This window comes from Bradyrhizobium sp. WSM1743, from assembly GCF_000473065.1.
GTDB lineage: Bacteria > Pseudomonadota > Alphaproteobacteria > Rhizobiales > Xanthobacteraceae > Bradyrhizobium.
The window spans coordinates 53,106-75,055 of record NZ_AXAZ01000030.1; the positions used below are offsets into that span (position 1 = coordinate 53,106).

Genomic DNA, 21,950 nt, shown 5'->3' on the forward strand with positions numbered 1-21,950 from the left:
TCAGGCCGCCCTTCCCGTCAATCCCGTTGGCTTCACCAGGAGCACCAGCACCATCAGCACGAACACGACGGTGTTTGAGGCCTCGGGGTAGAAATACTTGGTCAGGCCCTCGATCACGCCGAGCGCAAAGCCCGTGATGATGGAGCCCATGATCGAACCCATGCCGCCGATCACCACCACCGCGAACACGACGATGATGAGGTCGGCGCCCATCAGCGGGCGCACCTGGTTGATCGGGGCCGAGAGCACGCCGGCGAGCGCCGCAAGGCCGACGCCGAGACCGTAGGTCAGCGTGATCATGCGCGGCACGTTGATGCCGAAGGCGCGCACCAGCGTCGGATTTTCAGTGGCGGCGCGCAGGTAAGCGCCGAGCTGCGTCTTCTCGATCAGGAACCAGGTGGCAAGGCACACCACGAGCGAGAACACGACGACCCAGCCGCGATAGACGGGTAAGAACATGAAGCCGAGATTCATGCCGCCCCTGAGCTGATCCGGAATGGCGTAAGGCAGTCCCGAGGAGCCGAAGTAGTTCTGGAATACGCCCTGCACGATCAGCGCGATTCCGAAGGTCAGCAGCAAACCATAGAGATGATCGAGCCCCGTCAGCCACTGCAGCATGGTCCGTTCCAGGATCATGCCGAAGATACCGACGATGATGGGGGCCAGCAGCAAGGCCCACCAGTAATTGATGCCGCCGAGGTTCAGCAGGAAATAGGCGACGAAGGCGCCCATCATGTAGAGCGCGCCATGGGCGAAATTGATGATGTTGAGCATGCCGAAGATCACGGCAAGCCCGAGACTGAGCAGCGCGTAGAACGAGCCGTTGATCAGTCCCACCAGTAGCTGAGCGTATAGAGCCTGCATCGATCCCGCACCCGGTCCCTTCGGCGTTCCTCAACAGCAGGCCGGCACCGTTGCGCACCGGCCCGCATCGTCACCGTTACTTCTTCACCAGCGGACAGGCGCTCTCCGACAGCGGCCGGAACGCTTGGTCCGCCGGGGTCGTGCCGATCAGCTTGTAATAGTCCCACGGCCCCTTGGATTCCTCGGGCTTCTTGACCTCGAAGAGATAGGCGGGATGAAGCTTGCGGCCGTCCGCGCGGATCGTGCCCTTGCCGAACAGCGCGTCGTCTGTCGGCATTTCCTTCATCTTGGCCACGACCTTGGCGCCGTCATGCGGGTTGCCGCCCATCGCCTCCAGCGCCTTGAAATAGTGGAGCAGGCCCGAATAGACGCCGGCCTGCACCATCGAAGGCATCGCCTTGTTCTTCATGCGCTCGGAAAAGCGTTTGGAGAAGGCGCGAGTGCCGTCATTCAGGTCCCAGTAGAAGGTCTCGGTGAAGTTCAGTCCCTGCGCTACCTTCAATCCGAGCGCATGGACGTCGGTTATGAACAGCAGGAGCCCCGCGAGCTTCTGGCCGCCCGATACGATGCCGAACTCCGCCGCTTGCTTGATCGTGTTGGTGGTGTCGCCGCCGGCATTCGCCATGCCCACGATCTTGGCCTTCGACGCTTGCGCCTGGAGCAGGAAGGAGGAGAAATCCGCCGTATTGAGGGGATGCTTGACCGTGCCAATCACCTTGCCGCCTGATTTCACGACCACGGCGGTGGTGTCACGCTCGAGCGCATGGCCAAAGGCGTAGTCTGCGGTCAGGAAGTACCAAGTGTCGCCGCCGGCCTTCACCAGCGCTTGCCCCGTGCTATTGGCCAGCATGTAGGTGTCGTAGACCCAGTGGATCGTGTTCGGCGAGCACTGGGCGTTGGTCAGGTCGGACGTCGCCGCGCCCGTATCGATCAGAATCGAATTCTTCTCCCTGACGACATTGTTGACCGCGAGCGCCACGCCCGAGTTCAGCACGTCCATGAAAATGTCGACCTTCTCGACATCGATCCACTGCCGCGCAATCGCAGTCCCGATGTCCGGCTTGTTCTGATGGTCGGCCGAAATCAGGTCGATCTTCCAACCCTTCGCAGTCAGGCCGGCATCCTCGATGGCCATCTGCGCCGCCAATGTCGAGCCCGGCCCGCCGAGGTCGGCATAGAGCCCGGAATTATCGGTGAGCACACCGATCTTGATGGCCTTGTCCTGCGCCATCGCCGCGCTCGTTGCCGCGAGCGCAATGGCGGTGCCGAGCAACATTGCTGAAATGATCCGTTTCATGGTCGCTCTCCAATACCTTCTCTTTATGCTCATCAGTTAAATTCAGGCCCGGCGCTCAGACACCGAGGTAGGTGTGGAGCTTGTCCATGTTAGCGGCAAGCTCGGCGTTGGAAAATCCGTCAATGATCTTGCCGTGCTCGACCACATAATAGCGATCGGCGACGGTGGAGGCGAAGCGGAAGTTCTGCTCGACCAGGAGGATCGTGAAGCCCTCCTTCTTGAGCCGCGCAATGGTGTGACCGATCTGCTGGATGATCACGGGCGCAAGGCCCTCGGTCGGCTCGTCCAGCATCAGGAAGCTCGCGCCGGTGCGCAGGATGCGTGCGATCGCGAGCATCTGCTGCTCGCCGCCCGACAGCTTCGTGCCCTGGCTGTTCAGCCGCTCCTTCAGGTTCGGAAACAGGTCGAAGATCTGATCGAGCGGCAGTCCGCCCTCGCGAACGACCGGCGGCAGCATCAGATTCTCGCGGACGTCGAGGCTGGAGAATATCCCCCGCTCTTCCGGGCAGAAGGCGATGCCCATCCGCGCGATCTTGTCGGAGGTGGCGCGGATGATCTCCTGGTCGTTGAACTTCACCGAGCCGGAGCGCTTGCCGATGATGCCCATGATCGACTTCAGCGTGGTCGTCTTGCCGGCGCCGTTGCGCCCGAGCAAGGTGACGACCTCGCCCGCGTTCACGTCGAAGTTGATCCCGTGCAGGATGTGGGACTCGCCGTACCAGGCTTCGAGGTTGCGAACTTGAAGGATGTTGCCGCCGGACGCAGCCCTGGCCGGAGCCTCGGCAATCGCAGTGTCAGGCATGACCGGCTCCCAGATAGGCTTCCTTGACGCGTTCGTCCTTGGTGAGCTCGGAGTAATGGCCCTGCGCGAGCACCTGCCCGCGCGTCAGCACGGTGATGATGTCGGAGAGGTTAGCCACGACGCTCAAATTATGCTCGACCATCAGGATGGTATATTTCGCGGAGATGCGCTTGATCAGCGCCGCGATCTTGTCGATGTCCTCGTGACCCATGCCGGCCATCGGCTCGTCCAGCAGCATCATCTCAGGGTCGAGCGCAAGCGTGGTTGCGATCTCGAGTGCACGCTTGCGCCCATAGGGCATCTCGACCGCAGGCGTACTGGCAAACTCGCTGAGGCCGACATCGTTGAGCAGCTCGCGCGCACGATCGTTGAAGCGGTTGAGCACGGATTTGGAGCGCCAGAAGTCGAACGAAGAGCCGTGCTGGCGCTGAAGCGCGACGCGGACGTTTTCCAGCGCGGTGAGATGCGGAAACACCGCCGAAATCTGGAACGAACGCACAAGACCCATGCGGGCCACATCCGCCGGCGCCATCGCCGTGATGTCCTGCCCCTTGTACAGGATCTTTCCGGCAGACGGTTTGAGGAACTTGGTCAAGAGATTGAAGCAGGTCGTCTTGCCGGCCCCGTTCGGGCCGATCAACGCGTGAATGCTCCCACGGCGAACCTTGAGCGCAACGTCGCGGACGGCGAAGAAGCCCGCGAACTCCTTGGTCAAGCCTTCCGTTTCGAGAATGAACTCATCGGCCAAACAGATTTCCCCCTGCCCGCGCGAGGCGCGTGGCTGTCCTTGTTGCTTCGGCTGTCCGGAGGACTTGGATCCCACCCGGAGCGCCGCCTCCGGGCGCGGAATATGCCGGAGGTGACGGGGGTTAGGCAAGGCGGAAAGCTGAGCAGATCAGGCCTCCGGCTGGGATACAAATGCTCCCTTAGTCGGAGACGTTTTGATGTCGTGCCTGCCCGGCCTCCCGGTTCGCAAAAGCACCGGCCATCAAGCCGTCGTTAACGGTCTTTCGTCCCGCGCGCCAGCCTTCATCAATAATTTTCCCGCAAGCGGGATCATGCGCGCGTCTTCACGTGCGGAGAATATTGCTTTGGATTTTGCAAGCGCCGCTCCCTCCGTCGTCAAGTCGATCCGGCAACGCGATCTCCTGAACACGTGGCTGCGACTTTATGCGCGCCGGCAGATCGCGCCGGCGATCTGGGAGTATCAGCCTGCGCGGCTCGAGGAGGAGCTGTCGGATCTCATCTACTATACGGTGGAGTTTTCGACGCCGACGCCGCGCCTCATCATCCAGAGCGAAGGCACGCGAATCTCGCGTGCCTACGGACATACCGGCAAGGGCGTTCCGCTCGATGACTATGTCGGACCGCGGCTCGCTCCATTCGTGATGCCGATCTATCATGAATGCGTGGCGCGCGGGCTGCCCGTCTACAGCGTGGCCGACGTCGAGGACATCTACGGACGCATCGTCGCCTATGAACGGCTGCTGCTGCCCTTCCAGACCGACGGCAAGGTCTGTCACGTCATCGCCTCGGTCAAGACGTTCTGCGAGGACGGCGGCTTCGAGATCAAGAATCTGATGCGCGGAAATGACGCGCTGCCGCGTCCAAAGATGCATGCAGTGATCGATCGCGAGCTGTTTCATCGCGCCCCCGGCCGCATCGCGCCCGCCGAGGAGGTCGAGTTCTCCAACCAGCCGGGTCCCGGCATCACCACCGAGATCATCGAGCTGAACTAAGACGGAATCGCATTAGGTTGAAGCGATTGCCGCGGGCTTGCTCATCTCTCCCGCTTGCGGGAGAGGTCGGCGCGAAGCGCCGGGTGATGGCTCTCTCCACTCGGGGATTGTCCCATCGCGGAAACACCCTCTCCCCAACCCTCTCCCGCAAGCGGGAGAGGGAGCCCACCTTCGCCTTTGCGGCTATCGAGCCTCATCTCATCATGCTTTGGCAGTCAGCGCGATTTGGCGCCGACTTCCTTGGCATAGATGTCCAGCTTGAAGCCGACCAGTAGCTTGCTGCCGATTTCCAGCACCGGTCGCTTGATCATCGATGGTTGCGCTAGCATCAATGCCAACGCCTTCTTCTCGGTGAGGCCTTCCTTGTCGGAGTCGGGGAGCTTCTTGAAGGTCGTCCCGGCGCGATTGAGCAGCGTCTCCCAGCCGACCTTGTCGCTCCACTGCTTGAGCTTGTCCTTCTCGACACCTGCGGCCTTGTAGTCGTGAAACTCGTAAGCCACGCCGTGGGCATCGAGCCAGGCGCGGGCCTTCTTCATGGTGTCGCAGTTCTTGATGCCGTAGATGATGTTGGGCAAGACGTTCCTCGCGCATGGCCTATCGTGACGTACGTGGCGTTGTACGAAACTCCGGTTCGCGCGACAATATTGCGGACGACGCCAACTCTCTCCGAACGGACATCCCATGCACGTCACCCACGATCCCGCAGCTGCCGCCTCGCCGACGATCGACTTCAACAGCTTCCTCGCGGTCGATGTCCGTGTCGGCACCATCGTCGACGCCAAACCGTTTCCGGAGGCGCGCAAGCCGGCCTGGCGGCTGTGGATCGATTTCGGTCCCGCCATTGGCGTGCGCAAGAGCTCGGCCCAGATCACTGAAAACCACCCACTCGATACTCTCGTGGGGCAACAGGTCGCGGCCGTCGTCAATTTCCCGCCACGCCAGATCGGCCCAGTCGTCTCCGAGGTGCTGACGCTCGGCTTCCCCGATGCGAACGGCAAGGTCGTGCTGGTGCAGCCAAGCAAGTCCGTGCCGAACGGCGGACGGCTGTTCTAGCGGCACACGAGCCAAGAGCCGCCCCGCCGCGGTTGGCAGGGCGCGTCAGCCACTGCCTCCCGGTCCGGCGCCAGCAGGTCTTGACTTGGCCATCGCTCACCTGCTAAAAATGACTGATCGATCGTTTTTTATTGGTTTCGCCGAAAACTGGACCTGTCTCCGACAGACCTCCAAAGCGATCGATCCGTCAGTTATTTATGGACCGAGCCGATGCCCAAGATCAGCGACAAGAAGCGCGAGGGCCGGCGGCAGCAGATCCTCGAAGGGGCCCTCGCCTGCTTTGCCGAGAACGGTTTTCACCAGACCGGCATGGCCGATATCGTCAAGCGGTCGGGCTTAAGCCACGGCGCGGTCTATCTCTATTTCCAGAGCAAGGACGATCTGATCGAAGCGCTCGCGGACGACCGGCATCGCCGCGAAGCCGTGCTCAACTCGGTGGCGCAAGCATCGGGCGATCCGATCGAAGGTCTGCACGCGCTGGTCCGCGTTTACGCGCAATGGCTCACCGATCCCGCCGGCGAAGCCCGCCGCCGTGTCGGCATCCACGGCTGGGCCGAAGCGCTGCGCAACCGCCGCGTCCGCAGCAGCGTCGTCGAAGGCATCGACATGCCGCGCGCGCTGATCGTGGCGCTGGTCGAGCGCGGCCAGCATGACGGGCTCATCAAGCGCGACCTCGGCGCCGAGGCGATCGCGCGTGTGCTGATCGCGATCTTTCAAGGCTTTGTGCTGCAACAATGCTGGGGCGAGGATTTTGACGTCGACGCCTGCATGGCGGCCGTCGATGCCGTGATCGACGGCCTGCGCACGACCAAGCCGGACGTCAAGCGACGGACCAGGACATGAACGATGACCTGGATATATGAACTCCTCGCCGGCGCCGGCGTCGGCCTGGTCGCAGGATTGGCATCGGGCTTCTCGGGCACGAGCCCCGGCGGCGGCCTCGTCATCTTCTCCGTGCTGTTGCTCGGTGCCGAGCAGCACGTCGCCCAGGGCACGTCGCTGATCGCGCAGATCCCTCCGACCGGCCTCGCCGGCGCGCGCCGCTACTGGCAGAGCGGCAATCGTAGTCCCTTGCCGTGGATCGTCTGGATCGGCGTCGGATTTCTCATCGGTGGCGCGGGCGGTGGCTATGCCGCGGCGGCGGTCTCCGACACAGCGCTGCAATGGACCTACGTCGTCTATCTCGTCGCACTGATCGCAATGCTGGCTCTGCGCAGCGACCGCAAGGATGGCGGCAGCCAGGCAAGCGCTTCAGCTGAATTGCCCTGGCAACCCCTGCTCCTCATCGGCACGCTGGCCGGCTTCTCCTCCGGCTTCATGGGCATCGGCGGTGGCCTCGCGATCACCGTTGGCCTCGCCGCGGGCCTGCGCGTCCCGCAACATCAGGCGCAGCTGGTCGCCCTCGTCTTCTCGCTCATCCCAACCAACATTCCAGCCGCCTCGGTCTACTGGAGCAAGGGGCTCATGGTCGGCTGGCCGGCCATCATAGGCATTTTGGCCGGGCTCTGGATCGGGACCGATCTCGGCGCACGCATGGCCAATGGCGTCAGCAAATCAGTGCTGCGCCGAGCCATGGTCGCCCTCGTCTCCCTAATGGCGCTCTACATGACCCACAAGGCGCTGAGCTGATTTACGGCCGCTTCGGAATGTTCAGCCCGCGCTGGACCGCCGGACGCGCCAGCCCGCGTTCAAGCCAGCCGCCGACCGCCTTGAACTGACTGAACTCCACGAGATCGCCGGCGCCATAGAAGCCGATGAGATTGCGCACCCAGCCCAGCATCGAGATGTCGGCGATGGTGTAGTCGTCATCCATGAACCATTGCCGGCTGGCCAGATGCGTCTCCATCACGCCCAGCAATCGCCTTGACTCGTTGACGTAGCGCTCCAGCGACCGCTTGTCCTCAAAATCCTTGCCGGCGAATTTGTGGAAGAAGCCGACCTGGCCGAACATCGGCCCGATGCCGCCCATCTGGAAATGCAGCCACTGGAGTGCCTGGTAGCGGCGCGAAGCATCCCGCGGCAGCAGCTTGCCGGTCTTCTCTGCGAGATACTGCAGGATCGCTCCGGATTCGAACAGCGGCAGCGGCCTGCCGCCGGGACCGTTAGGATCGAGGATCGCCGGGATCTTGCCGTTCGGATTGAGCGAGAGAAATTCGGGTGTCGTCTGATCGTCCTTGCCGAAATCAACGAGGTGAACTTCGTAAGGAAGCCCGATCTCCTCCAGCATGATCGAAACCTTGACGCCGTTTGGCGTCGGCAAGGAATAGAGCTGAAGCAATTCGGGATGTTTGGCTGGCCAACGCTTGGTGATGGGAAAGGCGGATAGATCGGGCATCGGCACTCCGGCTGCATTCGCGAGATGCCGCCTAATCTAGGCGAGCCGGCGAACGGCGCAAGGTCAACACTCAGCCGGGAATGTCGCGCAAGACGGCTGGCTACCGCGGCAACGCCGCGGCGGCGGCCGCGATCGGAGTCCTGGTTTCATGTTGCAGACGAGACTCGATGAACCAGCGACCTGTGATCAGCAGCACGGCCGTAAAGGAAATCGCAAGCATCGCAGTCGCCCATTGGCGAACATCGTACATGATCTTTTGTCCCACAGCAGCCTTGGCCTAAACGTCGGCTTCCACACCATGTTCCGATTTTGCAGGAAATTATGCCGATTTTTCCCGTCGCTTCGGACAAGGCGATACGTACTTCATAGGGACCATTGGCCGTGCTGCGCGTTGTCGCTGCATGAACGTCGAGAAGCGCGCCCTGCTCGATCACGCTGAACGCTGTCGCTGCGTCGCGAACGAGCTCGATCATGGCGAAGCCGCGCAGCGGTTGCGAGCGATGGCCGACGAGTATGAAGCGAGAGCGACAAGGCTGGAAGACGAAGGCGTCTCCTCGACTCCGGGTCGCATTAGTCGCTGCCAGCTCGAAGGCACAGGCGATCGGGAGGGCTGATCGGCCTCAAAAATTGATCTCCATTCGCAATCCGCGCGGATCGATCTCCTCGCCGCCGACACGCTGCGTGCTGTCGCGTGCCGCAATCGCACAGGCGCAGGCATCAATGAGATCATCGCGGCCGATGCCCGTGCCGTGACGCTGCGTCAACCATTTCGGCAGACGCGTGAAACCGCGCTGCTCCAGCAGCGCAATGCGCTGCTGGAGACCGTGCGCCGACGTCTTCCTTGCGAGACGGACCCGCCCTGCGAGATTCCAGAAGATCAACTCCGGATGCGCTTCGCCGATCACCGCCTGCCGCATTGGCGTCATGACGTCGTCGACCTCTCTCATCTTGCCCCTGATATTCCAGAGCTGCGCCGAGACACCCCTGCCCTTGCCTTCGTGCTCCCAGTAATGGCGATTGGCCGCAGCCATGTCGGAAAACGTCCAGAGATCGCGGCGTGCACCGAGAAACACGGCGGGGCCGATCAGGTCGCGCGCACGCAGATCGCAAGCGCGATAGCCGCTCGGATCCAGTCCGATCGGCATGTCGATCATCGCGCGTGCGTGCGGGATTGCGAGCAGGCGCATCAAGCCCGGCGAATAGTCGAAGCCGTGATCGCCGCGCTCGTCGATCCAGGCCGCGACCCAGCCGAAGCGAAATCCGTCGAGACCGAGATAGTTTGGCACGTCGTTCGTCTGTCCCTTTGCGATTTTCACACGCGCCTCGCTTGACATCCGCAAGTTGCGGGCGTATGTCCCGCGCCCTCGCGAACACGTCCGTCCGCTAAAACGATGAACCGAATGATGAAGCACCGCTACGAAAGATTTGCGCATCTGTCGAATGGCCTTCGGCCAGTCGATGGCGCATGCCCGGCTCATGGGAGCGATCTTGCCTGACCGCAAGATCGACAGTCCGCTTCTCACGGACCCTCCCGAGCCTGCCGCTCCGGAGGGTTTTTTGTTGCCCGCCGCGCGGCCCATTCGAACATCCCGGCAATGGCCGGAACGGGAGACCCGGATCCCGGGGCTCGCGCTGGAGAGGCGCGTGCCCAAGTGCGCGGGGCCTGCCGGAGGGAACGAGGCGATGAGCCGGACACCGATGGCAGAGCGAACCCGAATGGTTCGCAAGGTGCGGCGCGTCGACAGCGCCGCGATAGAATTTTCTTGAAGTTGATTTGCCGCGATGATCGCGGCTAACCGACGCTGGTTAGCGACCGATGCACAAACATCGGCCTGGCGGTGGTGAAGATGTCTGTTACTTCGGATAGAGCGCCGTCCTGGCTTGCAGAACGGAGGTCGCGGGTTCGTCTCCCGCCGGCTGAAATGCCGTAGCTCAGTTTGCCTGACACGGGCAGCAACAGCATCGATCGTTCCCCGCCAACCCAATCACGATCCGTGGTGAAGATATCTGTTACTTCGCCTGCAACGCGAGAGGTCGCGGGTTCGAATCCCGCCCGGTGTACCATGCACCGGTAGCTCAGAGGATAGAGCGCTTTCCGGCAAGCTTGCGCTTGCCGGGTCACAGAATCGCCTGTTCCCGGATCGTGTCCCCTTAGCCACCGCCGGTGGTGAAGAGCGCTGTTACTTCGGATCGCAATGTCGAAGGTTCGACTCCTTCCGGACGAAAGTCCGTAGCTCAGCGGTAGAGCATGTGACTTGCCCGCAAGGGCAGTACAGCCTCGCTTGTTCCCCGGCACCCCATTCCACTTCCCATCAAACCAAGAGGAGGCCGTCATGGTCAGGCTCAACAAGATCGCTCGCGCCTTCACGCGGGAGGGCGCGCGCGCAGTCCGCTTCACGCCCGAGACGGAGCTGAAGCGGGCGCTGATGAACTGCCTCCTGTGGGAGGACCAGTTCTACGAGGACGGCGTCTCCATCGCAGACCGCATCAAGGCGCTGGTGCCGAAGGTCACTCCCGCGCGCGTCGCGCAGCTTGCGATCGAGGCGCGCGAAGTGATGAAGCTGCGGCACGCGCCGCTGCTCGTCATCCGCGAGATGGCGCGCAACGAGAAGCACCGCGCCCTCGTCGCCGACACGCTCGCGCAGGTGATCCAGCGTCCCGACGAGATGACGGAACTGCTCGCGATCTACTGGGCGGATGCGCTCGGGCCTCAGCAGCAGCGCAAGCGTCAGCCGGTCTCGGCGCAGGTGAAGAAGGGCCTTGCCCGCGCCCTGACCAAGTTCGACGCCTATCAGCTCGCCAAGTGGGACCGCGACGGCGCGGTGCGGATCAGGGACGTGCTGTTCCTGGTCCACGCCAAGCCGAAGGATGCCGAGCAGGCCAAGGTGTGGAAGCAGCTCGTCGACGGCGAGCTCGCCTCCCCCGACACCTGGGAGGTTTCGCTCTCGGCCGGCAAGAACAAGCGCGAGACCTTCAAGCGGCTGATCGCGGAGAAGAAGCTCGGTGGCCTGGCGCTCTTGCGCAATCTGCGGCTGATGCAGAATGCGCAGGTGCCGCGCGAGACCATCGCAGGCGCGATCGAGGCGATGCGGACCGATCGTATCCTGCCCTATCGCTTCATCACGGCGGCGCGCTATGCGCCGGACTTCGAGCCTGAGCTCGAGGCTGCGATGCTCAAGTCGGTCAAGGACCATGTGCGGCTGCCGGGCCGCACCCGGCTCCTGATCGACGTGTCGGGTTCGATGTTCACGCCCCTCTCCGCGCAGTCGGAAATGACGCGCGCGGAGGCGGCATGTGGCCTTGCCATTCTCGCCCGCGAGATCTGCGACGAGGTCGAGATCTTCACCTTCTCCGATGAGGTGGTGAAGGTCCCTCCCCGCCGCGGCTTCGCGCTGCGGGATGCGATCATCGACTCGCAGGCGCATAGCGGAACCTGGCTCGGCAAGGCGGTGGCGGAGGTCGACCGCAAGGGCGACCGCCTCATCGTCTTCACCGACGAGCAGAGCCACGATCGGGTGCCCGAGCCCAAAGCGCGCGGCACCCTGGTGAACGTGGCCTCGTATCAGCACGGTGTCGGCCACGGCGCCTGGACCCGCGTCAACGGCTTCTCCGAGGCCGTGGTCGCGTGGATCGCGGCGTCGGAGACGGCGTTGAACTGATGCGCAACGACGACGGCCCCGGACGCAAAACGCGCCCGGGGCCACCGAAATCTCTGAAATGATCCGCCCGCCCCGGTTATGGTGCGAGTGGAATGACAAGGACCCACGACCATGCGACGACCCGATCCCTACATGGAACGCGCCCGCGAGCTCTGCCTTGCCGCCGGTGTCGATCCCGACTCGCGCGTCGGCGAAGGACGCGGCCAGCCGGCCTGGTGCCTGTACAAGGACGCCGCGCGCAAGGAGCATCTTGCCCGCGAGGCCAATGCGACCGCGCGCTCGATCGCCGAGTTCCGAACGCAGGACGCCCGCTTCCAGAATGCGCCGCTGAAGGTCTTCGGCCCGCACGAGGACGCGACGATCGCGCAAATGCGCAACTGCATGGCGGTCGGCAACGTCGTATCAGGCGTGATCTGCGCCGACGGCCATCTCGGCTACGCCCAGCCGGTCGGCGGGGTCATCGCCTATGAGAAGCAGATCAGCATCTCCGGCGTCGGCTTCGACATCGGCTGCGGCAACATGGCAGCTCGGCTCGACACCCGCTTCGACGACATTGCGGAGATCGCTCCCACGATCATCCGCGACGTCGCCAAGACGATCTCGTTCGGCATCGGCCGCGCCAATGCCGAGCGGGCGGAGCACGATCTGTTCGACGATGGCGATGCCTGGCGCGAGAGCGACATGGAGGATTACCGTCGGAAGGCGGTGAGCCAGCTCGGCACGGTCGGATCGGGCAACCACTATGTCGACCTCATGCACGACGAGGAAGGCTTCGTCTGGATCGGCGTCCATTTCGGAAGCCGGGGTCTCGGGCACGCCTCCGCGACGCGCTACCTCAAGGCCGCCGGCGGCAAGGACGGCATGAACGTCCCGCCCGCCGTGGTCGACGAGGACAGCGAGCTCGGCCGCCGCTACATCGCGGCGATGCAGCTCGCCGGGCGCTATGCCTATGCGGGCCGCGAGTGGGTGGTGGAGCGCGTCCGCCGGATCATCGGCGGCAGCGTGACCGAGACCGTGCACAACCACCACAACTATGCCTGGCGTGAGACCCACGACGGCAAGGATTTGTGGGTCGTGCGCAAGGGCGCGACACCGGCGTTTCCCGGCCAGAAGGGATTCGTCGGCGGCTCGATGGGCGACAACGCCGTCATCCTCGAAGGCGTCGACAGTCCGGAGGCCAAGGCTTCGCTCTACTCGACCGTGCACGGCGCCGGCCGCTTGTTCGGACGAAGGGAGGCGAAGCGGCGCTTCTCGCGTGACGAGATGGACCGCTGGCTGAACGAGCGCGGCGTCACCTTGATCGGTGCCGACCTCGACGAGAGCCCGATGGCCTATCGCCGCCTGCCCGACGTGCTGGCGCAGCATGCCGGCACCGTGCGGGTGCTGCACACGCTGCGGCCGTTCGCCGTCGCCATGGCCGGCGAAGGCGAGTTCGATCCGTGGAAGGACTGACGCGAATTGCAGGCGATAGGCCAAGCCTCTCGCCTGCATCCTCTACGCTTCCCTCATCGCGTCAGATATTCCGGCATCAAGGCGCGGGCGCGATGCAGCCGCGCCTTCACGGTCTGCCTGGTGGCGCCGAGCGCGGCGGCAATCTCATCGATCGTCATCTCCTTGACGTCGCGCATTAGCGCGACATCCCGATAGTGCGGCGGCAGCGCCTCGAACGCCGCGGCCACGTCGAGCCGCAGATCGGCCTCGGGGCGCAACAGCAGTGCGGCTTCTACCTCGCTCTCATCGCCAGCCGGCACAAGGCCGGCCCGGCGCGCAAGCCGCAGGCATTCGCGGCGGACCACGCTGAACAGCCATGCCGAAAATGCCAGCAGCGAGCGGATCGTGCCGATATGGCGGAACAGGATCCACAGCGCTTCCTGCGTCGCATCCTCGGCATCCGCCGAGCTGCGGCAGGTCGCGCGCGCGTAACGGCGGATATCCGGCTGCGCCGTCTCGAGCAGGCGCGCGATCGCCCTGACATCGCCGAGCCGCGCGGCCTCGAACAGGCTTGGCGAGATCGCAGCTGCGCTCATGACACGTCCCCTCGCCCGGTCCCGGCCGCGCCCGCCATCGCAACGCCCAGCGCGATCCGCACCGCCTGGTGCAGGCCGCCGATATTCTTCCTGTAAAATGCCATCGCATCCTCCGAGATGAGCCGAGGCTGAATGCCTCGACCATCAAGAGGGCGCGCTGGCCGAAAAGGATTCGCGGGCGCGTGCAATTTTTTGGGCGGTCAGCCTCCGATGGCCTGGTAGGCCAGGCGCTTGAACTCGAAGAAGAACGGATTCCAGAAGCCCATGTAGCGCTGGGCCATCAGCACGCCCGCGGTATTGGCCTCAGGGCAAATCCACCAGTGGGTGCCGGCAAGCCCGCCCCACTGGAATTCGCCGGTGGAGTTCGGCGGATCGAACGGCGTCGGCGCGAAGGTCACGGCGCCGCCGAGACCAAAGCCCTTGCCGGGGATCGGCCCGAGATTGGCGAAGCGGATGGTCTGGCCTGCGGGGAGCTGGTTGGTCATCATCTGCCGCAGCGTCTCCGGCTTCAGCAGGGCCTCCGGCCCCGGTAACAATGCGCGCACCAGCGCGAGCATGTCCGGCAGGGTCGAGACCAGACCGCCGCCGCCCGAGAGCCGCGGGAATGGCCGTCGGTAGGCCTGCGGAAAGGGAAGATCATCGGCGCGCGTGAGACCGGGCTTCATGGGGTCGAGCACGTCGGCGCCATTGTAGAGCGCGACCAGCCTGCCCTGCTGCGCTTCCGGCACGGAGAAGCCGGTATCGTTCATGCCGAGCGGATCGAAGATGCGCGCCTTGAGGAATCCATCGAGCTGCTGGCCGGAGACAACCTCGACGATCCGGCCGAGCACGTCGGTCGCCACCGAATATTCCCAGGCCGTACCAGGATGATAGGACAGCGGCAGGTCAGCCAGCCGGTCGATCATATCGGCGAGCGGCGTCATCGGATTGAGGATACGCGCCTCATTGTAACCCTTGAACAACACCGTGCCGGGATCGAAGATGCCGTAGCTGAGACCGGATGTGTGGGTCAGAAGCTGCCGGATCGTGATCTGGCCTTTTGCGGGCTCAACATCCGCCAAGCTCGTCGCTGCCTGCTTCAGCACCTTGCGATTACCGAGCTGCGGCAGGAATTTCTCGATCGCATCATCAAGCCCGATCCGGCCTTCCTCGACCAGCAGCATGATCGCGCAGGTGACGAAGATCTTGGTGTTGGAAAACGCGCGGAAGATATGGTCAGGCCGAAGCGCCGTTTTCGCCTCGCGATCGGCGAAGCCGACGCAGTGCTGATCGACCACATCGCGCCCCCGCAGCACCGCCCAGGACGCGCCGGGAATGATCTCCTGATCGACGTAGCGCTGCATCGCCGTCCGTACGGCGGAAAAATCTGTCGTTCTGGCGTCCATGTGTTTCCCCCAGTTCTGGTTGGGATGGATATAACGAGATTTTCCGGGATATGCAGCCTACCGCGCAGCTCATCCCTGCTTCATGAGCGCGGTGACGTATAGGCGACGACGGATTTTCATTCCCTGCCGCTGGTACAGCGCGATCGCAGACGTATTGTTCGAGAACACGTGCAGGAACGGTATTTCGCCGCGCGCTTCGATCCGGCGCGCGACCGCCGCGAGCAGCGCCTGTGCATAGCCGCGCCCGCGATAGTCCGGATGCACGCAGACGGCCGTCATCTCGACGAACCTTCCCGGCTTCATCCGCTCCCCTGTCATCGCGACCAATTCGTTGCCGACGCGGATGCCGAGGAAAGTGCCGAGCTCATGGGTACGCAATGCGAATGGACCGGGCTTGGTCAGCTCCGTCAGCGCCATCATGGCGGGAACGTCGGCAGCAGCCAATGTGACGATCTCGGCATCGCGAAGCGGACTGTCGGCGGGCGAGCCGATCATCTGCTCACCGGTGTCGGCAAGAACGACCTTGAACCCGGCGGGAACGTCAACCGGCTCCAGCGTAAACAGCGCCGCGACTTGCGAGGGTGACATGAGATCGCCGAGCGCTGCAAAACTTGCCGCGGACATGTCGACCGTGTCTGCAAAGGGCGTCATATCCACGGGATAGCGCAGCGCCTGCGGGCCGCCCTCCGCCAGGTGCTTCTGGCTCGTCGTCAACGCGCTCCAGATCGGACGATCCAGCAGCGCCACGTCACTGTCGGACACCGCCTAGTCCTTATCGAAGCTGACGATGACGGCAGCATTGGCAATGAGGATGGGATCGTTGGCGACTTCCGTGGCCGAAGGGATCTCCAGCCCACCCTTGACCGCAGTCACGGTCACGGTGCCGTAAGGCAGCTCCTTGGCGACGGCTTCCTTGTCCACCGCCTCGGGGTTGGGCACGCCGATCGTGACATCGACGAACATATCGTTCGCAGTCTTGCCGATCATCCGGAAGAAACCGAGGCTCGAATGCCTAATGGCATCCGACACTGCGCGCTTGGCCGCCTTGGTGGCATCCCTGCCGTGGACGTCGACGCCCATGCCCATCTCGGTGACACAACGAACGCGAGTCATTTCATAGTCCTGTGGTTGGTTGGGTGATCGGATGATTGGGAGTGTCGATGATATCGGATCGCGAGACAAGTGCTCCTCTCGTGTCCCGGACGCGCTGCAACGCCATGGCGTGTCGAAGACGTGCGTAAACGCGCTTGTGGCGTTGCTGCGCAGAGCCGAAACCCAAGAAAGCGACAGAGTTCGCTGATGCATGGGCCCCGGCTCTGCAGCGCACCGCTGAAGGAGCGCTGCGCTGCGTCCGGGGCACAGGACTGAAGTCTTCACGCCTTCGACTTTTCGTGCCCGCGCAGTTCGTCGACCAGCACCCGCACGTTCTCCGAATAATCGATCGGGATCGAGACCAGGTGCACGCCGCCCTCGTTGAAGGCCGCCTCCAGAGTCGGACCAAAGCTGTCGATCGTCTCGATCCGATGCCCTTTCGCCCCGTAAGCCCCCGCGTAGAGGACGAAGTCGGGATTGCCAAAAGTCATGCCGTAATCGGCGAAATGATCTACGGCCTGCTTCCAGCGGATCATGCCGTAGGCGTTGTCCTCCAGCACCAGCACGACCAGATTGAGCTTGAGGCGGACCGCCGTCTCCATCTCCTGGCTGTTCATCATGAAGCCGCCGTCGCCCGCGACGGCGAGCACGCGGCGGTCGGGATGGAGCATCGCGGCCATCATCGCCGACGGCAGGCCGGCGCCCATGGTCGCCAGCGCATTATCGAGCAGTAGCGTATTGGCGAGGCGGGTGCGGTAGTTGCGCGCGAACCAGATCTTGTACATGCCGTTGTCGAGCGCGACGATGCCGTTCTCGGGGATCACCTGGCGGATATCGTGCACGATACGCTGCGGCGTCGGCGGCCAGCGCGTCTCTGTGGCACGGTCGGCAATGTGGCCGAGAATTCCTTCGCGCAGCGGCAACAGCGCCGCAGCCTGCGGCAGCTTGCCTTCGAGGCGATCGGCGAGCAGCTCCAGGCTCGGACCGACATCGCCGACGACCTCGGCGTCCGGAAAATAGACCTGCTCGACGCTCGCCGGCGTGTAGCTGACGTGAATGACCTTCGGGCCCGAGGGGCCCATGATGAAGGGGGGCTTCTCGACGGGATCGTGCCCGATGGCGACGATCAGGTCGGCGGCATCGATCGCGTCGTGGACGTAATCGCGCTCCGACAGCGCCGCAGTGCCCATGTAGAGATTGGTGCCGCCGGGCACGGTCCCCTTGCCCATCTGCGTCGTGAAGAACGGAATGCCGGTCCGCCGCACGAAGCTTGCGATGCCATGCGTCGACCGCGGCCGGCTGGTCGCGGCCCCCATCATCACCAGCGGGCGCTTTGCGGCGAGGATCATCTCGGCGGCGCGGTCGAGCGCGGCGCGATGGGCGACCGGGATTTCGATCGGATGCACGGGGATCACCGGGACATCAGGCACCTCGTCACCCGCGATGTCCTCGGGCAGTTCGAGGTGCACCGGCCCGGGACGCTCCTCCATCGCCGCGCGGAACGCATCGCGCACCACGGTCGGAATACTGGAGGCGCTGACGATCTGCCGCGACAGCTTTGTCAGCGGCTTCATGGTTGCGACCACATCCACGATCTGGAAGCGGGCCTGCCGGCTGCTCATGATCGGCTTCTGGCCGGTGATCAGGATCATTGGCATCGCACCGAGATGCGCATAAGCCGCGCCTGTGGATAGATTGAGGGCGCCAGGTCCAAGTGTCGACAGACAAACACCGGGCCTGCCGGTCAGCCGCCCATATGTGGCGGCCATGAAGGCGGCGGCCTGCTCGTGGCGAGTCAGGATCAGCTCGATCTTGGAACTGCGCAGCGACTCGACCAAGTCGAGATTCTCTTCCCCGGGAATGCCGAAAATTCTGTCGACACCCTCATTCTCCAGCGCTGCAACGAACAGATCCGATCCCTTCACCTTGTCCTGCCCGCCCATGTCGTCTCCCGCCCTTTGCGCATCCCGCGCTCCGGGAGCACTCGTATCGTAGCCGTCCATCGCTCCAGCACAACCCACAATGCAGTGTGGTCCGGGCTCAAACACTTCGCGCAACCGAGTCAGGTGACTGGCCTTCCTTTCGAGCCGAAGTTCCTCACCCAACAAATCAGCACCAAATGGCCGCATATGAGTCCGCAACTTTTCGCGGCGTGGAGGATTCATGGGCAGCGACTTTTCTGTCGCGATCTCAACTGCCAACCTCAAAGGAGTTCACATGGCTCTTATCGGAAACCTGCTCGGCACCGTCGACGGCCTGCTTGGAACAGCAACGGGTACGCTGTCAGGCGTCGCTGATGCAGGTGGAAGTGCAACGGCCGGCGCCAGCGGCTCGGTCGATCTGTCGCACACGCTCGATGTGGGAGCGCTGATCGAAACCAACCCCAGCATTGACGTCTCCGCGTCAGGTCTTGCGGGAACTGGCGGCATCGACGCCTCGATTTCCGCGCCGACGGCGGTCGGCCTCAGTGCGGACGTCGGCCATCTCGATGTCGGTGGCCTCCTTCACGGTCTGGTCTGAATACTCTTTCCCAGATGACGATAGTGACGTGGGGCGTCGGCCCCACGTCAACCCATGCCTAGCCGCCAGCGTCCTGGCGCAGACTCTTTCGACACCTTAAGGACATTCGAATGGCGGCAGCGGTCTTGACGGTCGCAGACGAGGCGGCAGAGCAGCCCTATCGTCGCGGCGACGACGTGCGCGAGGCGCTCAAGAAGCTCTGGCCGCATTTCCTCTGGGCGGGATTGTTCTCGAGTGCGATCAACCTGCTCTATCTCTCGTCGCCGCTGTATCTGATGCAGGTCTATAACCGCGTCCTGCTCAACGAGAACATCTCCACCCTCGTCCTTCTCACCCTTATCCTCGCCATCGCGCTGCTGACCATGGCCGGGCTCGACGCGGTGCGGGCCTGGATCCTGATCCGCTGCGGCATCCGCCTCGACATGGCGCTGTCGACGCGCGTGTTCGAGGCGCTGGTGGTACGATCGGCCGAGCGCGGCGCCTCGCGCGGCGCACAGCAACTGCGCGATCTCGACCAGTTCCGTACCTTCGTGACGGGCTCCGGAATCTACTTCGCGTTCGACCTGCCGTGGATTCCGATCTATTTGCTGCTGCTGTTCTTCATCCATCCCCTGCTCGGCCTCGTCGCCACCATCGGCGCGCTGTTGCTGCTGGGACTAGCCGGCGTGAACGAAGTCCTGACCCGCAATCCGATGAAACAGGCCGAGGCGTCCGGCAACCAGTCCTACGTCTTCACCGAGAATGTGCTGCGCCATGCCGACGTGATCCGCGCCATGGGCATGCAGCCCGCGGTCGAGCCCAACTGGCAGAGCCAGCGCTCGGCGATGCTGGTGCAGCAGGCCGTCGCCAGCGACAAGAACGCGGTGATGACCTCGTCGATCCGATTCTTCCGCCTGCTGCTGCAATCCCTCATGCTCGGCACCGGCGCCTGGCTCGCCATCGACCATGCCATCACGCCTGCGACCATCTTCGCCGCCAGCATCGTCATGGGCCGCGCGCTGGTGCCGGTCGAGCAGGCCGTCGGCACCTGGAAGCAGTTCATCGGCGCGCGCGACGCCTATGCGCAGGTCCGCGACCTGCTCGCCACCGTCGATCTGACCACCCCACAGACGATCGTGCCGAAGCAGCGCAACACCGTCGAAGTACGTGAGCTCGTCTGCGAACTGCCGTCGCGGCCCGAACCGGTGCTCAAGGGCCTGTCCTTCGAGCTTGCCGGCGGCCAGGCGCTCGGCATCGTCGGCCCGAGCGGCTCGGGCAAGAGCACGCTGGCGCGGCTGCTCGTCGGCGCGATGGCGCCCGCTGCCGGGCGGCTGCGTTTCGGCGGACTCGACTACAATCACTGGGATCCCGTCGAATTCGGCCGTCACGTCGGCTATCTGCCGCAGGATGTCGGCCTGTTCGCCGGCACCGTACGCGAGAATATCGCGCGCTTCGGCGATGCCTCGACCGAGGAGATCATCGACGCCGCCATCCGTGCCGGCATCCACGACATGGTGCTTGATCTGCCGCGGCAGTATGACACGCGGCTCGGCGTCGGCGGCGTCGGCCTCTCTGGCGGACAGCGCCAGCGGCTCGGTCTCGCGCGCGCCCTGCTCGGCCGGCCGCCGCTGCTGGTGCTGGATGAGCCCAATGCCAATCTCGATGCCCCCGGCGAGGAGGCGCTGAAGGCTGCGCTACTCAGCGCCAAGGCCGACGGCGCAGCGGTGATCGTCATCACGCACCGCACCACAATCCTCGACACCGTCGACGTCATGATGGTGCTGCGCAACGGCATGCTCGACATGCTCGGCCCGCCTGGCGAGGTCTATCAGGCCTTGCAACAGCAGGCCGCCGCCAGGGCGGCCGCATCATGAGCACAGCAACCTATATCGCCGATCGCGAGCGCGCCTATTACGCGCGGCCCGGGCGGCCGGCGCTGATCGGCGCGATCGTCGTCGGCGCGTTTGCTTCGGCCATGACGCTGTGGGGAACACTCGCCCCGATCTCGGGCGCCGCAATCGCCAGCGGCAATCTCCAGGTCGAGGGGCGACGTCAGAGCGTGCAGCATCCCTATGGCGGCGTCATCCGCCAGCTTCTGGTCCGCGACGGCGCTCGCGTCGAGAAGGGACAGCTCCTGCTTGTGCTCGACGACAGCGATCCCCGCGCCAAGCTGGACGTGCTGGTCGCTGACCGCGACGCCTCGCGCGCAGCGCAAGCACGGCTGATGGCCGAGCGTGATGGTCTCGCCACCCCGGAATTCGGCGTCGATGCGAAGGACGCACGGCCCGCGCTGCGCCAGGCTATGGCGAATGAGATTGCGATGATGGCCGCGCGAAAGCACCAGTTCGATGCGGAGACCGCCGTGCTCCGGCGCAAGATCGCCGAGCTGAACGCGCAGATCGGCGGCACGCAGGCCCAGCTCACCGGCACGGAGAAGCAACGTGAACTGCTCTCCGACGAGATGAACGGCGCCCAGCGCCTGTACGAACAGGGTTATACGCCGAAGACGCGCATCCTGGCGCTGCAGCGCGAAGACGCCAAGCTGCAAGCTGATATCGGCGCGCAGCGGGCCAACATCGCCGGAATGCAGCAGCAGATCGCGCAGAACGAGGCCGAGATCGCCAGGGCCGAGCGCGCGAGGATGAGCGAGATCACCGACCAGCTCCGCTCGACGGAGAACAAGCTCGCTGAGCTCAGTCCGAAGATCGACGCCGCGACCGACGTCGTCACTCGTACGCAAATCCGCGCGCCCGCAACCGGCTCGGTGGTCGGGCTCGACGTCTTCACCGAGGGTGGCGTAATCCAGCCCGGCGCAAAGCTCATGGACATCGTGCCGTCGGACAATCCGCTGATCGTGGACGCGCAATTGAAACTTTCCGACATCAACGACGTCGCCGTCGGTCGCCGTGCCGAAATCCGGCTGACCGGCGTCAACTATGTCGAGCGCCCCCGCCTCTACGGCACCGTGCGGACCGTGTCGGCCGACCGTGTCACCAACGACAAGGCCGGTGGCCCCGGCTATTACGCGGTCGAGGTCTCGCTGGAGCCGGAGGACGTCAAGAAGTCACGCATCGAGTTGCAATCGGGCATGCCGGCCGAGGTGATCGTGCCGACGCGGCCGCGCACGCTGTTCGAATATCTGTTTGGTCCGCTCCGCGACGAGCTGACCCGTGCTTTCCGCGAACGCTGACGAGGAGC

At 64.1% G+C, this 21,950-nt stretch carries 23 protein-coding genes, 1 tRNA gene and 1 pseudogene; 11 read left to right on the forward strand and 14 right to left on the reverse strand.

The features are described from left to right. The 4 genes from YU9_RS0118840 to YU9_RS0118855 all read right to left on the reverse strand — a co-directional run bounded on the left by YU9_RS0118840 (position 1) and on the right by YU9_RS0118855 (position 3,711). Positions 1–864, reverse strand: a complete 864-nt coding sequence (locus YU9_RS0118840; protein ID WP_027574219.1) for a branched-chain amino acid ABC transporter permease — start codon at positions 862–864, stop codon at positions 1–3. Positions 865–940: 76 nt separating this feature from the next. After that, positions 941–2,161 (reverse strand): ABC transporter substrate-binding protein, encoded by a 1,221-nt coding sequence (locus tag YU9_RS0118845; RefSeq protein ID WP_027574220.1) that lies wholly within the window; start codon positions 2,159–2,161, stop codon positions 941–943. Positions 2,162–2,216: 55 nt separating this feature from the next. Beyond that, positions 2,217–2,963, reverse strand: coding sequence for an ABC transporter ATP-binding protein (locus YU9_RS0118850; RefSeq protein ID WP_027574221.1), 747 nt, complete (start codon positions 2,961–2,963; stop codon positions 2,217–2,219). Beyond that, positions 2,956–3,711 carry an ABC transporter ATP-binding protein gene (locus tag YU9_RS0118855; protein WP_027574222.1) on the reverse strand — a complete coding sequence of 252 codons (756 nt, stop codon included), beginning with the start codon at positions 3,709–3,711 and terminating at the stop codon, positions 2,956–2,958. Before YU9_RS0118855 ends, YU9_RS0118850 begins: the two co-directional genes overlap by 8 nt. A 310-nt stretch (positions 3,712–4,021) precedes the next feature. On the opposite strand from YU9_RS0118855, the gene YU9_RS0118860 reads away from it, so the two are divergent. Further along, positions 4,022–4,702 carry a PAS domain-containing protein gene (locus tag YU9_RS0118860; RefSeq protein WP_027574223.1) on the forward strand — a complete coding sequence of 227 codons (681 nt, stop codon included), beginning with the start codon at positions 4,022–4,024 and terminating at the stop codon, positions 4,700–4,702. A 215-nt stretch (positions 4,703–4,917) separates the two neighbouring features. Here the strand turns inward: YU9_RS0118860 and YU9_RS0118865 are convergent, their stop codons facing one another. Next, the gene (locus tag YU9_RS0118865) at positions 4,918–5,277 is read right to left on the reverse strand and encodes an ArsC family reductase (RefSeq protein WP_027574224.1); all 360 of its coding nucleotides are present in this window, start codon (positions 5,275–5,277) and stop codon (positions 4,918–4,920) included. A gap of 106 nt (positions 5,278–5,383) precedes the next feature. Between YU9_RS0118865 and YU9_RS0118870 the strand changes: the two genes are divergently transcribed. From YU9_RS0118870 to YU9_RS0118880, 3 genes are all read left to right on the forward strand, one after another. Continuing rightward, positions 5,384–5,755 carry a tRNA-binding protein gene (locus tag YU9_RS0118870; protein WP_027574225.1) on the forward strand — a complete coding sequence of 124 codons (372 nt, stop codon included), beginning with the start codon at positions 5,384–5,386 and terminating at the stop codon, positions 5,753–5,755. Between the two features lie 210 nt (positions 5,756–5,965). Beyond that, entirely contained in the window at positions 5,966–6,598 is a 633-nt protein-coding gene (locus tag YU9_RS0118875; RefSeq protein ID WP_027574226.1) for a TetR/AcrR family transcriptional regulator, read from the forward strand. Between the two features lie 3 nt (positions 6,599–6,601). Beyond that, a complete protein-coding gene (locus YU9_RS0118880) occupies positions 6,602–7,384 on the forward strand; it encodes a sulfite exporter TauE/SafE family protein (RefSeq protein WP_027574227.1) in 783 nt (260 codons plus the stop codon). A 1-nt stretch (position 7,385) separates the two neighbouring features. Here the strand turns inward: YU9_RS0118880 and YU9_RS0118885 are convergent, their stop codons facing one another. Together YU9_RS0118885 and YU9_RS49070 are read right to left on the reverse strand one after the other, a co-directional pair. Further along, a complete protein-coding gene (locus YU9_RS0118885) occupies positions 7,386–8,090 on the reverse strand; it encodes a glutathione S-transferase family protein (protein WP_027574228.1) in 705 nt (234 codons plus the stop codon). A 100-nt stretch (positions 8,091–8,190) separates the two neighbouring features. Continuing rightward, positions 8,191–8,340, reverse strand: coding sequence for a hypothetical protein (locus YU9_RS49070; RefSeq protein WP_198028263.1), 150 nt, complete (start codon positions 8,338–8,340; stop codon positions 8,191–8,193). A gap of 151 nt (positions 8,341–8,491) precedes the next feature. Here YU9_RS49070 and YU9_RS0118895 point away from each other — a divergent pair, with 151 nt between their 5' ends. Further along, on the forward strand, positions 8,492–8,704 hold the full coding sequence (locus YU9_RS0118895; protein WP_027574229.1) for a hypothetical protein: 213 nt from the start codon (positions 8,492–8,494) through the stop codon (positions 8,702–8,704). 6 nt (positions 8,705–8,710) lie between these two features. On the opposite strand, the gene YU9_RS0118900 is transcribed toward YU9_RS0118895, so the two are convergent. Beyond that, complete coding sequence (locus YU9_RS0118900) at positions 8,711–9,376, reverse strand: DUF429 domain-containing protein (protein ID WP_027574230.1); 666 nt, start codon at positions 9,374–9,376, stop codon at positions 8,711–8,713. 782 nt (positions 9,377–10,158) lie between these two features. Here YU9_RS0118900 and YU9_RS47860 point away from each other — a divergent pair. The 3 genes from YU9_RS47860 (at position 10,159) to YU9_RS0118915 (ending at position 13,201) form a co-directional block, all read left to right on the forward strand. Continuing rightward, a tRNA-Arg gene (locus tag YU9_RS47860) sits at positions 10,159–10,315 on the forward strand. A 108-nt stretch (positions 10,316–10,423) separates the two neighbouring features. After that, a complete protein-coding gene (locus YU9_RS0118910; RefSeq protein WP_027574232.1) occupies positions 10,424–11,749 on the forward strand; it encodes a TROVE domain-containing protein in 1,326 nt (441 codons plus the stop codon). A 111-nt stretch (positions 11,750–11,860) separates the two neighbouring features. Next, positions 11,861–13,201 (forward strand): RtcB family protein, encoded by a 1,341-nt coding sequence (locus YU9_RS0118915; RefSeq protein ID WP_027574233.1) that lies wholly within the window; start codon positions 11,861–11,863, stop codon positions 13,199–13,201. 53 nt (positions 13,202–13,254) lie between these two features. Here YU9_RS0118915 and YU9_RS0118920 read toward each other — a convergent pair whose 3' ends face one another. From YU9_RS0118920 to YU9_RS0118945, 6 genes and pseudogenes are all read right to left on the reverse strand, one after another. Continuing rightward, positions 13,255–13,776, reverse strand: a complete 522-nt coding sequence (locus tag YU9_RS0118920) for an RNA polymerase sigma factor (RefSeq protein WP_027574234.1) — start codon at positions 13,774–13,776, stop codon at positions 13,255–13,257. 23 nt (positions 13,777–13,799) lie between these two features. Then, positions 13,800–13,880 (reverse strand): annotated as a pseudogene (locus YU9_RS47865) (DUF2892 domain-containing protein); the annotation flags it as partial. A 96-nt stretch (positions 13,881–13,976) separates the two neighbouring features. Further along, positions 13,977–15,161, reverse strand: a complete 1,185-nt coding sequence (locus YU9_RS0118930) for a serine hydrolase (RefSeq protein ID WP_027574235.1) — start codon at positions 15,159–15,161, stop codon at positions 13,977–13,979. Between the two features lie 69 nt (positions 15,162–15,230). Continuing rightward, on the reverse strand, positions 15,231–15,923 hold the full coding sequence (locus YU9_RS0118935) for a GNAT family N-acetyltransferase (protein ID WP_027574236.1): 693 nt from the start codon (positions 15,921–15,923) through the stop codon (positions 15,231–15,233). 3 nt (positions 15,924–15,926) lie between these two features. Beyond that, positions 15,927–16,274: a Lin0512 family protein gene (locus tag YU9_RS0118940; RefSeq protein ID WP_018646107.1), complete on the reverse strand. Its 348-nt coding sequence runs from the start codon at positions 16,272–16,274 to the stop codon at positions 15,927–15,929. Between the two features lie 260 nt (positions 16,275–16,534). Continuing rightward, positions 16,535–18,196 (reverse strand): acetolactate synthase large subunit, encoded by a 1,662-nt coding sequence (locus tag YU9_RS0118945; RefSeq protein ID WP_027574237.1) that lies wholly within the window; start codon positions 18,194–18,196, stop codon positions 16,535–16,537. Positions 18,197–18,470: 274 nt separating this feature from the next. Here YU9_RS0118945 and YU9_RS0118950 point away from each other — a divergent pair, with 274 nt between their 5' ends. From YU9_RS0118950 to YU9_RS0118960, 3 genes are all read left to right on the forward strand, one after another. Next, positions 18,471–18,773, forward strand: a complete 303-nt coding sequence (locus YU9_RS0118950) for a hypothetical protein (protein WP_027574238.1) — start codon at positions 18,471–18,473, stop codon at positions 18,771–18,773. 110 nt (positions 18,774–18,883) lie between these two features. Continuing rightward, complete coding sequence (locus tag YU9_RS0118955; RefSeq protein WP_051380433.1) at positions 18,884–20,626, forward strand: type I secretion system permease/ATPase; 1,743 nt, start codon at positions 18,884–18,886, stop codon at positions 20,624–20,626. After that, a complete protein-coding gene (locus YU9_RS0118960; RefSeq protein WP_027574240.1) occupies positions 20,623–21,942 on the forward strand; it encodes an HlyD family type I secretion periplasmic adaptor subunit in 1,320 nt (439 codons plus the stop codon). The genes YU9_RS0118955 and YU9_RS0118960 overlap by 4 nt, the downstream gene beginning before the upstream one ends. Positions 21,943–21,950 lie beyond the last annotated feature (8 nt).

Bases quoted from the DNA above. Each gene is read 5' to 3' on its own strand.
- YU9_RS0118840 (WP_027574219.1), bottom strand. From the start codon at position 864: ATGCAGGCTCTATACGCTCAGCTACTGGTGGGACTGATCAACGGCTCG.
- YU9_RS0118845 (WP_027574220.1), bottom strand. From the start codon at position 2,161: ATGAAACGGATCATTTCAGCAATGTTGCTCGGCACCGCCATTGCGCTC.
- YU9_RS0118850 (WP_027574221.1), bottom strand. From the start codon at position 2,963: ATGCCTGACACTGCGATTGCCGAGGCTCCGGCCAGGGCTGCGTCCGGC.
- YU9_RS0118860 (WP_027574223.1), top strand. From the start codon at position 4,022: ATGCGCGCGTCTTCACGTGCGGAGAATATTGCTTTGGATTTTGCAAGC.
- YU9_RS0118870 (WP_027574225.1), top strand. From the start codon at position 5,384: ATGCACGTCACCCACGATCCCGCAGCTGCCGCCTCGCCGACGATCGAC.
- YU9_RS0118875 (WP_027574226.1), top strand. From the start codon at position 5,966: ATGCCCAAGATCAGCGACAAGAAGCGCGAGGGCCGGCGGCAGCAGATC.
- YU9_RS0118880 (WP_027574227.1), top strand. From the start codon at position 6,602: ATGACCTGGATATATGAACTCCTCGCCGGCGCCGGCGTCGGCCTGGTC.
- YU9_RS0118885 (WP_027574228.1), bottom strand. From the start codon at position 8,090: ATGCCCGATCTATCCGCCTTTCCCATCACCAAGCGTTGGCCAGCCAAA.
- YU9_RS49070 (WP_198028263.1), bottom strand. From the start codon at position 8,340: ATGTACGATGTTCGCCAATGGGCGACTGCGATGCTTGCGATTTCCTTT.
- YU9_RS0118895 (WP_027574229.1), top strand. From the start codon at position 8,492: ATGAACGTCGAGAAGCGCGCCCTGCTCGATCACGCTGAACGCTGTCGC.
- YU9_RS0118910 (WP_027574232.1), top strand. From the start codon at position 10,424: ATGGTCAGGCTCAACAAGATCGCTCGCGCCTTCACGCGGGAGGGCGCG.
- YU9_RS0118915 (WP_027574233.1), top strand. From the start codon at position 11,861: ATGCGACGACCCGATCCCTACATGGAACGCGCCCGCGAGCTCTGCCTT.
- YU9_RS0118920 (WP_027574234.1), bottom strand. From the start codon at position 13,776: ATGAGCGCAGCTGCGATCTCGCCAAGCCTGTTCGAGGCCGCGCGGCTC.
- YU9_RS0118930 (WP_027574235.1), bottom strand. From the start codon at position 15,161: ATGGACGCCAGAACGACAGATTTTTCCGCCGTACGGACGGCGATGCAG.
- YU9_RS0118940 (WP_018646107.1), bottom strand. From the start codon at position 16,274: ATGACTCGCGTTCGTTGTGTCACCGAGATGGGCATGGGCGTCGACGTC.
- YU9_RS0118945 (WP_027574237.1), bottom strand. From the start codon at position 18,196: ATGGGCGGGCAGGACAAGGTGAAGGGATCGGATCTGTTCGTTGCAGCG.
- YU9_RS0118950 (WP_027574238.1), top strand. From the start codon at position 18,471: ATGGCTCTTATCGGAAACCTGCTCGGCACCGTCGACGGCCTGCTTGGA.
- YU9_RS0118955 (WP_051380433.1), top strand. From the start codon at position 18,884: ATGGCGGCAGCGGTCTTGACGGTCGCAGACGAGGCGGCAGAGCAGCCC.
- YU9_RS0118960 (WP_027574240.1), top strand. From the start codon at position 20,623: ATGAGCACAGCAACCTATATCGCCGATCGCGAGCGCGCCTATTACGCG.